We start from the raw sequence: 12,379 nt of genomic DNA, 5'->3' as shown, positions 1-12,379 counted from the left end.
ACGCCTCCGCGGGCAAGCCCCCATCCTCATACGTCAGCTGCCCTCCCCCGGTTCGCGACGGCCGCGGTGGATCGAGCTGTACGGCCATTGCGTCGCGTCACGCACATGCCCGTGCTTGACCGGGTTGTGGTGCACGTAGGCCACATGCCGCTGCAGGTCCTCGGCATCGACGATCCGATGCTCGCGAAAGCCGTTGTGCCACAGTGGCCGCAGGCTGCGATCACGCCGGAGTTGCAGCCGTGGATCGGCCATCGGCAATTGGCGGTCGAAGATCGCCTGGACCTGCGCCCAGCGGCGATGGCCCTCCTCGTCGCCCTCCGGCAGCGTCCACACGCCGTGCAGATGGTCTGGCAGCACCACGATCGCGTTGATCCGGAACGGCCGCGCCTGCTGCGCCACCCGGAACGCCAGCCGCAGGATCTGCGCCTGTTCCACCAGCAGGCTGCTGCTGCGATCGCGCAGGTGCGCGCTGAAGAAGTAGGTGGTACCGGTCGGCCAGAGGATGTGGTCGTAGGACATGACCCAAGTATCCGAAGCGTCCCTGCGCAGTTCGATCAGCGCACTCCCCGCCGGCGCCTCGGATACCCGCGCACACGTGGGTCGGAATCCCCGCAGCTCGGGGCCGCATGACGGCCGGCCAGCGGCTTCTCAGGTACGATGCCCACCCCTGACTGCCCTACCGTCTGGCGCTCGCGCCGCGGCCTGAGATCCCGTGCCCCATTACACCGGCCCCCTGCTGACCCGCCCGCTCGCCGAGAGCCTGACCCGCGCCCGCGATGCCGGCACCGGGGAATGGACCGGTTCGCTCGACCTCGGCCGCTCCACCGGCACCGCCACGCTGGCGTCCGACCACTGGCAGTGGAAGGGCGAGACCTATGCCTATCCCGGCAAGACCAAGGACCGCACCCTGTACTACTGGGACGGCGAGGAGTTCCTGGCGATCTCGCGCTTCGGCTCGGCGTTGATCAAGCTGGTGCCGACCGACTGGGACGCGCCAACCTTCGAGATTGACGGCATCAAGATGCTGCCCAGCGCGCAGCTATCCCCGTTCGAGGATGCCCGCCGCAAGGTCGCGTTGATCGCGCCGGCCGGCAAAACCGTGCTGGATACCTGCGGCGGCCTGGGCTACTTCGCCGCGTGCTGCCTGGAAGGCGGCGTCACCCGTATCCGTTCGTTCGAGAAGAATCCGGATGTGCTGTGGCTGCGCACGCTCAATCCGTGGTCGCCGGATCCGGACGCGGAAAGCAGCGGGGGTCGGCTGGCGCTGAGCCAAGGTGACGTGTCGCAGGAGATTGAAGGGCTGGAGACTGCCTCGGTCGATGCGATCCTGCACGATCCGCCGCGCTTTGGCATCGCCGGCGAGCTGTACTCACAGGTGTTCTACGATCAGCTCGCACGCGTCATCCGCAAGGGCGGCCGGATGTTCCACTACACCGGTGCTCCAAACAAACTGACCAGCGGCCGCGATGTGCCGCGCGAGGTCGCCAAGCGTCTGGAAAAGGCGGGCTTCAAGGCCGAGCTGGCGATGGATGGCGTGCTCGCGGTCAAGCGCTGAGCAAGGGGCTGGTCAACTGCCGCGTGGCAGTTTGGCCGCCCACATGTTGTCGACCAGATTGGGATTCTCTGCACAACAGAAACAATAGATAGGTCTTAGTGCGTTGCGTCTGGCTGATGCGTAGAGCAACGCACAGTTCAAGAAGATGATAGTGGGCAGCATGACCTGACCGAGCTTAGCTCGTTCACCAGAGAACGCCGATGCCCATGTTTGTGCTTCTACTCTCCGCAGCAGCCACGATGCCGGTCACGCCCCCGCCCGCCGCCTATCGTGATGAACACACCCAAGAGCGCGACGGCACCAAGCGCATCGTGCGCACCGCACAATGGTCTGATCTGGACGGCGGTTTACTCCCTGTGGAGCAGAAGCTTCGACCCAATCCAGATGGCTCCTTTTCCTATTTTTTCTCAGAGCAATCAATCGCGACCCAGTTGTACCACCACGCACTATGTGAGCAGGATGGAATGACAGCGGGCCAAGGCGAAGGCATTTTAAGCGGCCCCGATGCAATCGGAGGTTGGTCATGCGAACAAGACGACGACGAAGATCTCCCCGTGCCCCGACTGGAGCAAGATCCAGAGTCGACATCATCGTCAGAAGGAACGCTTTTGCATGACGACCGCTCAGCGGACTACGTGTTCGCCTACGCGCCGTCTGGCAACGTGGGAGTGAGTGAGAACTTCCGCGCTCACGGTAGCGTTCGTTTTCGCACAACCCGCGCCGGCAACGCGGAGGCCCTGATTGGCGTCGACAACAGGCGTTGTGTCTACAGAGTATCTCGATACTACTCGGCAGGTACAACCGGAAGCTTCGCACCTTGGGTGAATTGCATCGTACATGTACCCACTACTGTCCCCACAGAGACAGTCGGATGTATACCTTGGGGATGCGCCACCGACCGTGGACGGGTTGTCGCCTATTAGTCAGCTGTGCCACAACGAGAAAGCATAGAAGCGCGAGCGATCAACTGCCGCGCGGCAGTTTAGCCGCCCACATGTTGTCGACCAGATTAGGATAGCGCCGCCCGTTTTCCTCGGCGCGCTGACGGGCCGCGCTCTTCTGCGCCTCGGAGAGCGGCTGCGACTTCTTCTTCCCATTGGGACTGGGCTTCTTCCAGGGCGGTGTCTGGGACTGGCGCATGGACGATCTCGTATGGGCGGGCGCTGGATTCCAGCTCAGCGGGTACAGCGTACAAGAACGCCCGACACGTGATCTCAACGTGCCGGGCGCGCATGGCGGAGAGCGACCTGCGACTTACTTCTTCAGGAAGTCCAACAGTGCCTTGTTGAACGCATCGGCATGGCTGGCATTGCAGCCGTGCGGCGCGTCCTTCAGGACCACCACTTCACTGCCCGCGATGGCCGCATGGGTGCGCTTGCCCGAGCCCTCGAACGGGACCGTGCCATCGCTGTCGCCGTGCAGCACCAGGGTCGGCACCGTGACCTTCTTGAGGTCGCCGCGGAAGTCGGTCGTGCCGAACGCCTTCATGCAGCCCAGCGCGGCGGTCTGGTCGGACTGCTGGCACAGCTTGATCGCGGCCTGGCGTTCTTCTTCGCTGACCTTGAGCTCGCCGTTGGCACTGAAGAAATCCTTGGTAAAGCCATCGAAGAAGGAGTCGCGGTCCTTTTCCAGGCCTTCGCGCATTTCATCGGCCTTTTCCTGCGTCAGCGGGCCCTCGGGGTTGTCGCTGGTATTGAGCATGTACGGCGGCACCGCCGAGGCGAACACCACGCTGTGAAGGCGCGATTCGCCGTGCTTGGCGACATAGCGCGCCACTTCGCCACCGCCCATGGAGAAGCCAACCAAGGTGGCGTCCTTCAGGTCCAGATCCTCAAGCACACCGGCCAGATCATCGGCGAGCGTGTCGTACTCGTAGCCATCGGCCGGCTTGTCCGAGCGGCCGAAACCACGGCGGTCGTAGGCCACCACGCGGTAGCCGGCCTCGCGCAGCGCGGGAACCTGGGCCTTCCACGATTCGGCCGACAGCGGCCAGCCATGGATCAGGACCACCGGGCGACCGGTACCACCGGAATCTTCAACATGCAGGCGAACGCGGGAAGCAGCCATGGGAACTCCTTGGAGCGATGGGGAAGGAAGGTTCGATCCTAGGGAGAGGCGGTTGGGTGAGCTGTGAAAGAAAGCGCGAAGTTGCTGACGTGACGTGCACGGGGCTGACTGGTACGGGCCGGGGTGTTCAGCGGTGAGAGGGAGGAATCAGAGGCCACGATCTCAGGATTTGCGACACCTCAGGACGATAGTTGCGATGGGGCATCGTCGAGGGTTGGAGCCGGTACATGGATTGTCATGAGATAAAGCCGGGGGCTGCTACTGCCACGCAAGCCGGGCTGCCCGGCCCTCCAGACGGCGCTTGCTGCGGGCTGGCCGTTACCCTGCTGCTGCATGGCTTGGGTGGGCACCCTGCATCCCGCGCGGCATTGAGCGCTGCACTGCGACAAACACCTTGGACTGAGCGTTGTGCGAGCTGCACCAGCTATGCGTTGCTGCGTGGGCGGGCGGTTCCGTAGAAAGGGCGTCGCACAGCGATGCGTCTCAGACAGTGCTGATGCCACGATTCAGAGACGCTGGTCGGTAGATTCAATCGAACGACGCACCGTCGACGCAATGGGCAGGTCCGCCGGAGAATCCGAGTACCCCACGATCTCCAGGCCGGTAATCCGGCCGTTGACGCCAAAGACAAGCACGCCCACCTCCTCCCCGCTGGATGTTTCGCCAATTGCGTCGGCAACCACCTCGGCGATCTCTCCCGCCCCAAGGAGCTTGAAGTCCACGGATGCGCAGCCGCAGCCACAACGACTGATTACGGTGAGGGATGCCAGGTTCTCCAGTGAAGGGAGCTGTATGCCTTCTACCGGCGCGGACTGCACAGCGTGCCTGACCACGTCCATCTCGGGTGTCGAGATACGTCTAACTGCCATCCTTGATCTGTTCATGCGTACGGGTGCCGAGGGCGTTTCACCAGTCTCGCATCATGGCCTACGCGGGAACAGTCCATCCAATGCACCGCGTACGAAACCGGCCGCCCCAGGCGGCCGGCCCTTATTCCAGCGGCGGTGCGTTACAGCGCAATGCGGGCAACAGACTCTTCGCTGCCCTTCGGCTCGCTGTCACCGTTCTTGACGGTCACGTACAGCACGTTCTTCTTGGCATCCAGTGCCAAGCTGTTCGGGTGCGTCGGCACCGCGTACGTGGCCACCTGCTTGTAGGTGTCGCTGTTGTACGCGGTCACGGTGCCGCCATCGCGGTTGGTCACGTACAGACGCTTGCGCGGTGCATCGAGCAGGATGCCCAGCGGACCGGCGTCGGTCGGGATGCTGGCCAGTTCCTTGCCGGTGCTGCGGTCCAGCACCAGCACACGCTGGCCCGGATGCTTCGATTCGAAGCCCGAGCTGCTGGCCTGGTACTTGCGGATCATCTCAGAGCCCTGGTCGGTCACGAACAGGCGCTTGCCGGCGGGATCCAGCGCGATGTTCATCGGCTGCTCGGCACTTACCTTGAAACGTTGCTCGACCTTGCCGCTGTCGGTGCCGACGGTAACGACCTCGGCCAGCAGGTTGGAGGTGTACACGCGCTTGGTCTTGGCATCCAACGCCAGACCCGGTGCCTTGGCGTTGCCGAGGCCCGGAATGGTGCTGATGACCTTCAGTGACTGCGTATCCACCACGAACAGCACGCTGCCCTCGCCCGAATGACCGGTGACGTACAGGCGGTTGTTGGCGCCGTCAACGACCAGCTCGCGCAGATCGTGGGTATAGGCGGCCTTGCCATCCTTGCCGACCTTCTTTTCCATCAGTTGCACGATGCCGACCGACTTGTTGGTAGCAGTGTCGACCACGGTGACCGAGGTATCGACCGTGTTACCGACGTACAGGCGGTTGTTGGCGTCGTCCAGCACCACACCGAACGCCTTGCGTTCCAGCGGGATGGCGGTCTCGACGGCCAGGGTTTCCGGGTTCAGACGCAGGACCTGGGACGGACCAGCGGCATCACCGAAGCCGCCCGAGGAGGCGACGAACACGGCGTTCTGCTTGGGGCTGAAGGCCAGCTCATAAAGGCCTTGGGCGACGGCCTGGCGCTGCACGGCGGTGCTGGCAGCGGTGGCAGCGGCCGCGTTATCGGCAAATGCGGCCGGAGCGCCCACGCTGAGCGAGATGGCAACGGCCAGAGCGGCGGAGCGGAAAAGGGAATGGTGGGTCATGCGAGCATCCTTGAAAGGGCACGGGAGGGTGTCCTGGCTCGCTGGGCCGTTCTACGACGGCCCCCCCTGCAACTGTTGGCGCGGGCTGGGCTGGCTGGGTAGCGGGGGAATGGTAGCAGGTGGGGGCGTGGCATGCGCCCATGTGTGCGTGTCCGCTGCCCTGATTGCTGCTCAGCCAGCTGCAGCGGACGGGCCGGAGCGGCGAACCACCGCCAATCTGCTCAATGAAGACCCCGCGCGTTACATACACGCGCGGGCCAGGTCCACCAACGGGGATCAACAGAGCGCTCGTCCCCAGTACAGGAGTAGAGTCCCGCCCGCCAGGTCTACCCCCGGGAGCGGGTCTGCGCAGCATGGCCGACGCTTCACTCAGTCCGGCAACAACTCTATCCGCCAGGTATCCAGCAACGCCTGGATATCCTCACCACCGTCCGCTCGCGCTTGCAGGTGCCCCAGAAGGTCCTGCTGGCGCGGCTGAGCGAAGACCATGCGATACAGTGCCAAGCTGCTCTTCAGCCGATCAAAACGATGCTGATCCTGGCTCAGAGGGAAGCGGAATACCTTACGTTCGACCGCCACGCCGCCGGGCGCTTCGCAGATCCAGTAGGGAATCAGGCCTGCCAATGGTGTCTCCTGATGCGGCACCTCGGCACTTCTGAACAATCCCGTCCACGGATCGCCGGTGGCGTGATCCGGCACATATCCGGCCAACCGGGCCACGTTGCGACGAACCGCCAGTCCCTTGTAGCGATGGACGCGTCCCTCCCGTTGCTCAAGGTCAACCGGATTGCCCGGCAGGTTCCAGTGAACAATCGAGTGACACCAGGAATGGAAATCCAATCCCTCCTGTCCGACCGAAGTGGAAGCGAGAACGAAGGGCCTGAAGGGAGAGTTGAACGCATTCTGCAACGCATCCTTGCGGGCAACCACCTTGTCATCCTCGGTGGAATTTCCGTACCGCATGGCATAGCGGCAGCGCAACGACAGGGCGTCACCGCGCACGATCTTGCCCTCCACCAGCTTCACACCCTCCGGATGCAGCTGGCTTGCACGCACGTGGCCCGCATCGCTCACGCCCTTCGCCATGGCCTGTGCGTGCGTCGAATTCTCTTCTGCCGACTTCTGCTCATGCAGCAAATGCAGATACTCATCCAGCAAAGCCTGCAGGTTGCCTTCCGCGCAGTAGGACACCGCCCGCCGCCAGTACACGCCGCTTTCCTCATGCGTGATGACGGCAATCGCCTCGGGCATGTTCAGCTGTCGGCGGAACACATCAGCAATCTTGACGGCAGCCAGGCGCAGGTCAACCTCATTGTCGGCAGGCAGCAAGCGCTGCAGTGCACGCAGAGCGCATACACCAGGTGCTCCCAGTGCCAGATCAGCCAGCACCTCGGCAATGTCGTCGGGGCGCGGCCCCAGCGTCCGCAGCGAAGGCTCATCAAAGCCCTGCTCCCACACCTGACGCCAGTACGCCACATGGCGAGCGAAGCCTTGGCCTGACACGCTGGCCCCGCTCTCTTCGTCATCCTCACCCGCGCCGATCGTCAGGTCCTCGGCACCCCAGCACTGGTCGCCGTCCAGTTCAACGTGCGCGCGCTCCAGCAGGAGCAGCGTCAGCCAGTACCAACGCACATCCGGCGGACCCGAGTGCCTCGGCGCGCGCAGATCGAGCTGATCCATCCTGTGTTTGATCCGATCAACAGCTTCTTGCCGGGCGTCGGCCAAACGCAGCGTGCCACCGGCCGTGACTGACATCGCCAAGGGATCGACCAGCGTGGCGAGCGCGAGTGAGGGGAACAACAGCGTAAGCGCGTTCATGTCCTCGTGGCCGTTCTTGCCACTGCTGAAGCGCAGTCGTGCGCTCAAGCTCTTGCCGGGCGCATCGTATCCGGGCTGAAGCACGTGGCCAGCCATGGCCAACTGCTCGGCATGATAGGAAAGAAGCCCGGCGATCGCATCAGGCACCATGTTCCAGCTTGAGAACACCAGCGTCTTGCTGAAGTGGGCGGTGTGAGCGTATGCGCCCTCGCCAGCCCAGTAAGGCAGGGACGGGGGAACCCACAGCAGGCGCCAGCTGCCCTGCTCCTCCATTTCCTTGGCCAGCACTTCCATTCTCGGGTTCGCCGCAACCATGGGGCTGTAGCGCTGCAGTGCATCCTGGCTCAGCATCCGGTACTGCGGGTGCTGGGACAGCGTGCTTCCCAAGGCCGCTTTTCCTTGCCTGTCCATCATGCGGCGCTTGAAGCTATAGCCGTCCTCGCGCATGAAGTTGAGCAGATAGGGGCTTGACCGCCAGAACTCCATGACATCATTCGCCTCCGCCTTCCTCGCAAGCGCATCCACGCACGCGTAGTCGGCCAGATCTGCCGATGTCAGCGACAGCGGCAGTGGAACGTCCTTCACCATGGCATCGCGGCCCTGGGTCACACCGACGCGCTCGGTCCTGCACATCACTTTTTTTAACCGCGCCTCGATCGCACGCTTGAGCGTCGTGGCATCACACTGGGCCGCACCCACACCTACCAGTGCCGCCCGGAATGCCGCCAGGTCAGTGCGCAATGCGGCCACCTCGCCTGGATCGTTGAACAGGAATGACGCCGTCGCCAGGAAGTCACGGTAGTGATCCTCCTGCTCCTGCTGGGCGACGAACATCTTGTAGGGCGTTGCCGAAAGCAACAGCACGCGCGGCTTGTTTTCGTGGTTGAACAGCTCCTGCGCAAGCTTTGCGGCAGAAGACGCCGGGGCAGCCTCTTCATCCGAGTCCGGGTCCTGCACGGCGAGAAGCTCGCGGAAGCGCTGGAATTCGTCCAGCACCACCAGGTCCGGCTTCAGTGACCTCAGGCAACAGTGCGCCAACGTCGTGCGCAACCAGGACGTCAGCTTCAGGGCTTCGGCCCGCTCATCGCTGTCCAGCGGACGGGTCCGCCGTCCGGCATGCCGCTCGCAGACCTCGACAAGCTGTCTCAGCCGCTTCTTCTCCAACGATCTCACAAAGGCACGGGTGATGACCTCATCCGGCTCATTCACACCGTCCTCGTGCTCGAACTGGTCCCGCCAGCCATCCCCCAGACCGCCACGCAGCACCCAGGCCAAGCCCTTGGCATTGAGCTTGGAAACCCCCTGCAGCATGCGATGGATGAGGATGCGCTCGCGAGCCAGACCGCCACGGCTGGTGGTTTCAAACGACGTGCCTGGCGTAAAACTGATGAAGTTCACACCGTCGCCTTCCAGACCACCATCGGCCAGCGCCAGCGGCAGCAGGGTCAACCGGGTAGCGCGCACCGCTTTGGTCGAACGAAGCCGCAGGCGTTCCAGATTCTGCGATGCGATGGAGGCATTCGAGCAGATGTAGATGATGTCCATGCGCTTGTTGCTGGCAGCCTTGTGGGCGACAACGCGCGCGATCAGGCCCCTGGCAACCTGCGTTTTGCCCAGGCCCACCTCATCGGCCACGAGGAAACGTCGTGCCGGATCGGGATCTTCGTACATGCGTCGGAACGCGTAGTCCACTGTTCTGCGCTGGAAACCCTTCAGTCGCTCAAGAACGGGGGTGGGATCGGAGAGATCGTGGGTACTGTTCACTACGCAGCCTCCTTGCCAATGGCGCTTCCTACGACTTCCCAAAGGGCCAGGAAATCATCCGGCAGACAAGGCTGCCCGTCGAACTCCTTGCCCTTCAGGCGCTTCACCATGCGATCGATCGTTTCAAGTCGTTCAGGCTCGCGGGAATAGATCCGCAACAGCTGTTCAAACAGCGGATAGTTAGCCATCAGACCACATGCGTCCCTGCTGCCGCCGCTTCCGCCCGCTGGTCGATTGCGACCTCCGCCGCCAGCGACCTCGGGATCATCCAGCAGCAGTCCGAGATAGCGCAGAAACGCCGCGCGGCTACCCAGCAGTTGTGCCATCAGCGCGTCTGCGCGGTCGTCCGGCGCGCTTTCCAGTGACACTTCCAGGGCGAAGCGCAACGGTGCGATGGCCAACTCTCCGGCACGGGTACCGTCGAGCGTGACCCGGAAGCCGACCAGCGAACTCACCTCATGGCCGGCAAAGATCCCCAGATCCGCCTGACCCGCCTGTACAGCACGGGTCCGCTCGGAAGGCACTGCCAACGGCCACGCGTGCAACGTTGCACCTTCAATCACCAGGCCCGGGCACGAAAGCATCAAGCCCCACCCCGAGACGGGATGGGCTTCACAGCGCAGCGTCCAGACGGCAGCTGCCACCCGGCGCCGGATCGCATCCAGCTGATCCTGCAGCTGGCGGCGTTCAGCCACCTCCGCATCCTCGCCCTCACCCGGCGCGTAAGTGTCCAGCAGCGGCTGCAGATGCTCGTCAAGCCACTGGCGCGGTGCGGGGATTCTGCTCACCGGACCGCTTAGTTCCACAACCACCTCAACGTTGTTGCCTTTCTGCACAACCGCGTTGGTGTAGTTGGCCGAACCGACCGCAATGTGTACCCGCTGACCGCGCTGGAATACGGCCATCTTGGCGTGCAGCCCCTGCAGCGTGTCCGGTTGCCCAGCCTCTTCACCTTCGGAGAGCAGCGTGTCCGGCTTCAACACGTAGGTATCACCATCGGCAAGGCCGGCACTGGCAGGAAGTCTGTCCAGCTCATCGGCCCGGCTTACCAGCATGAAGTCTCCGTTGCAGTGCTCGCGCAGCGTCTGCAGTGCGCTGGCGCGTACGAAGGGGGAAACGATCAACACATCCTGGACTTTGCCCCCCCCCTTGAACGGCGTCCATGGCGCTGGCCGCTTTGCAGTACCCAGCACGTGGAACGCCAACTGGGTGAAGCCCGTGGGCTTTTCCCAATCAGCGCGCTCGATATCCTTCGCCAACGACACGATCATCGCCTGCCGCTCCACGTCTGGCGGCGTCCCTTGGGTATTCAGAGGCAGCCAGCGCAGGAAGTCTGCCAGCGGCTTGTTGTTGGCCTCCTTGGCCTTCCCTGGCACACCGTCCAGGCGCAGGCTCACATCCCAGCACCGGTCCCAGGTCAGGTTCCGGGTCAACACCAGCAGACGTACGACATGCTCAGGCCCAGCAGCCGCATCGTTGGCGGCAAAGCGCAGCGCCCAGATCTTTGGGTGGAAGGCGCCGCCATGCGGGGCGCTCACCTCGTGCACCATGCCCTCAGCCAGCACCGCCAATGCGTTGCCCGCCGACGGTGCCTCCATGCGACCCCGTTCGCAGAACACCGCAAGCCTGCGGCTGGCCCGGCGCAGCCCCTCCACGAGTCGCAGAGGGTCTTCTTCGGCGCTGTTGTCCTGGTTTGCCAGCAAGGCGATATGTGCCGGCAAACCCAGCAGCGCGCCCAGCGACAGGCTGTACGTCGTTGCGACACCGGCATCAAACCGGTAGCCACTGGGGGGCTGCAGTGCCTCGGTCAGCGTGCTGCGTTCAGATGGCTGGATCATGCGGCCTCCAAGCCGTGCAGAAGATCGGCAAGGTGGCGGCGGGTGATGCCCCACCGGAAATTGAGGATTCCCAGACCGGACGCACCGCTCCAGCGATCAAGGTTCTCAGGCTTGAAGCGCGACAGATTGCCTTTCAACGCGCGCTCCCGGTCGCGCACAAGGCTGCGCGACTGCGGGCTGTCGGCCTGGCCGGCCTTGACCAGCACGAGCCAGCGGTTCACGAACTCGCGGGTGCGTGTGGGAATCGGCCGTCCCACTCGTTCCACCTGCTCCCAGAACCGCACGATGTCCCAGTCGCCAATCTGGGAGGCCGGGACTCCGTCAATCCATGTCTTCAGATCCTGGCTGTATTCCTCACGGCGCTCCTGATTGGAGGACGCTTCCGCCAGCGCCAGGTTGTAGACCAGCGACGCACCGTTGGCGAGCCGCGAGAATTGACGCGCGTGTTCCACCAGCTCACGCAGCGGTTGCGGTGCCTTGGCGATCTGTGGGTGCAGCCACGGGAAACCAGCATGAGCACAGTCGCTCAACCGGCCTTCATCCTGTGCCAGCCACACCAGCAGCGTCTGCGGGTGATGAACTTTCCACTGCTCGCGGATGAACTGGGCTTCCTCCGCTGTCAGGGAAAGCGATTTATCCTCCAATGCTGCCGCTGGCACCAGCTTGTCCAGTGAGTGATGCCAGCTCTGCGCAATCAGCTCAGCGTCTTCCATGCCATCGTCGCGTTGCTGCTTGCTGCCACGTTCTCTACGAATCTGCTCGATGGCCGAGAAATAGTCCTGCTGTGAGCCCGAGCGCGTGAAGATGCCCCAGGAGCGCATGCCCGCCCAATACACGGAGCTGGCAAGGCGCTGGAGCTTGTGGCCGGAATCACGACCAAACGCGCCTTCCTCCGCCGCAAGGTGATCGTTGAGCTTCAGCTCGTCCTGCCGTGCACGCTCTGCCAAGTCCTTGGCGCGCACCGAGGAAGCCTCCAGCCCCATGAACAGACGCGGCAGCAGCAGCATGTACCGCAGCCGCGTCTGGATGACGGAGGTGCCAGGGAAGAGCTGGTCGGACAACGCATCCCGGATACCGCCAAAGCCGAGCTCGTCGCGGGTTCCGGGCTGGTCCAGAAGGGCCAGCAAGGTTGCGCTGCGTGCCTGCGCAGCAGCGTCATGGTCGAGCCATGTCAGGCTGGAAGGCATC

The 12,379-nt window shown here is 63.6% G+C and carries 9 protein-coding genes; 1 reads left to right on the top strand and 8 read right to left on the bottom strand.

Annotated features, from left to right (window positions below; genetic code table 11):
* Positions 1-33: 33 nt before the first annotated feature.
* Positions 34-519, bottom strand: coding sequence for a transposase (locus ABE463_RS03125; protein ID WP_123731328.1), 486 nt, complete (start codon positions 517-519; stop codon positions 34-36).
* A gap of 193 nt (positions 520-712) precedes the next feature.
* Between ABE463_RS03125 and ABE463_RS03120 the strand changes: the two genes are divergently transcribed.
* Positions 713-1,555, top strand: a complete 843-nt coding sequence (locus ABE463_RS03120; protein ID WP_346467228.1) for an MnmC family methyltransferase — start codon at positions 713-715, stop codon at positions 1,553-1,555.
* Between the two features lie 963 nt (positions 1,556-2,518).
* On the opposite strand, the gene ABE463_RS03115 is transcribed toward ABE463_RS03120, so the two are convergent.
* The 7 genes from ABE463_RS03115 to ABE463_RS03085 all read right to left on the bottom strand — a co-directional run bounded on the left by ABE463_RS03115 (position 2,519) and on the right by ABE463_RS03085 (position 12,378).
* On the bottom strand, positions 2,519-2,695 hold the full coding sequence (locus tag ABE463_RS03115) for a hypothetical protein (RefSeq protein ID WP_183073794.1): 177 nt from the start codon (positions 2,693-2,695) through the stop codon (positions 2,519-2,521).
* A 114-nt stretch (positions 2,696-2,809) separates the two neighbouring features.
* Positions 2,810-3,622 carry an alpha/beta hydrolase gene (locus ABE463_RS03110; RefSeq protein ID WP_346467227.1) on the bottom strand — a complete coding sequence of 271 codons (813 nt, stop codon included), beginning with the start codon at positions 3,620-3,622 and terminating at the stop codon, positions 2,810-2,812.
* Between the two features lie 506 nt (positions 3,623-4,128).
* Entirely contained in the window at positions 4,129-4,344 is a 216-nt protein-coding gene (locus tag ABE463_RS03105) for a hypothetical protein (protein ID WP_346467226.1), read from the bottom strand.
* A 287-nt stretch (positions 4,345-4,631) separates the two neighbouring features.
* Positions 4,632-5,771: a YncE family protein gene (locus ABE463_RS03100; protein ID WP_346467225.1), complete on the bottom strand. Its 1,140-nt coding sequence runs from the start codon at positions 5,769-5,771 to the stop codon at positions 4,632-4,634.
* A 369-nt stretch (positions 5,772-6,140) separates the two neighbouring features.
* On the bottom strand, positions 6,141-9,353 hold the full coding sequence (locus ABE463_RS03095) for a helicase-related protein (protein ID WP_346467224.1): 3,213 nt from the start codon (positions 9,351-9,353) through the stop codon (positions 6,141-6,143).
* Positions 9,353-11,191: a phospholipase D family protein gene (locus ABE463_RS03090; protein ID WP_346467223.1), complete on the bottom strand. Its 1,839-nt coding sequence runs from the start codon at positions 11,189-11,191 to the stop codon at positions 9,353-9,355. Before ABE463_RS03090 ends, ABE463_RS03095 begins: the two co-directional genes overlap by 1 nt.
* Positions 11,188-12,378, bottom strand: a complete 1,191-nt coding sequence (locus ABE463_RS03085; protein WP_346467222.1) for a DUF6361 family protein — start codon at positions 12,376-12,378, stop codon at positions 11,188-11,190. The genes ABE463_RS03090 and ABE463_RS03085 overlap by 4 nt, the downstream gene beginning before the upstream one ends.
* Position 12,379: the final 1 nt, after the last annotated feature.

The organism is Stenotrophomonas sp. TWI819 (genome assembly GCF_039673075.1).
Classification (GTDB): Bacteria; Pseudomonadota; Gammaproteobacteria; order Xanthomonadales; family Xanthomonadaceae; genus Stenotrophomonas; species Stenotrophomonas rhizophila_B.
Note: the sequence above shows the minus strand (reverse complement) of the source record. Positions and strands in the feature narration are given on the sequence as shown.

Bases quoted from the DNA above. Each gene is read 5' to 3' on its own strand.
- ABE463_RS03125 (WP_123731328.1), bottom strand. From the start codon at position 519: ATGTCCTACGACCACATCCTCTGGCCGACCGGTACCACCTACTTCTTC.
- ABE463_RS03100 (WP_346467225.1), bottom strand. From the start codon at position 5,771: ATGACCCACCATTCCCTTTTCCGCTCCGCCGCTCTGGCCGTTGCCATC.
- ABE463_RS03090 (WP_346467223.1), bottom strand. From the start codon at position 11,191: ATGATCCAGCCATCTGAACGCAGCACGCTGACCGAGGCACTGCAGCCC.
- ABE463_RS03085 (WP_346467222.1), bottom strand. From the start codon at position 12,378: ATGCCTTCCAGCCTGACATGGCTCGACCATGACGCTGCTGCGCAGGCA.
- ABE463_RS03110 (WP_346467227.1), bottom strand. From the start codon at position 3,622: ATGGCTGCTTCCCGCGTTCGCCTGCATGTTGAAGATTCCGGTGGTACC.
- ABE463_RS03115 (WP_183073794.1), bottom strand. From the start codon at position 2,695: ATGCGCCAGTCCCAGACACCGCCCTGGAAGAAGCCCAGTCCCAATGGG.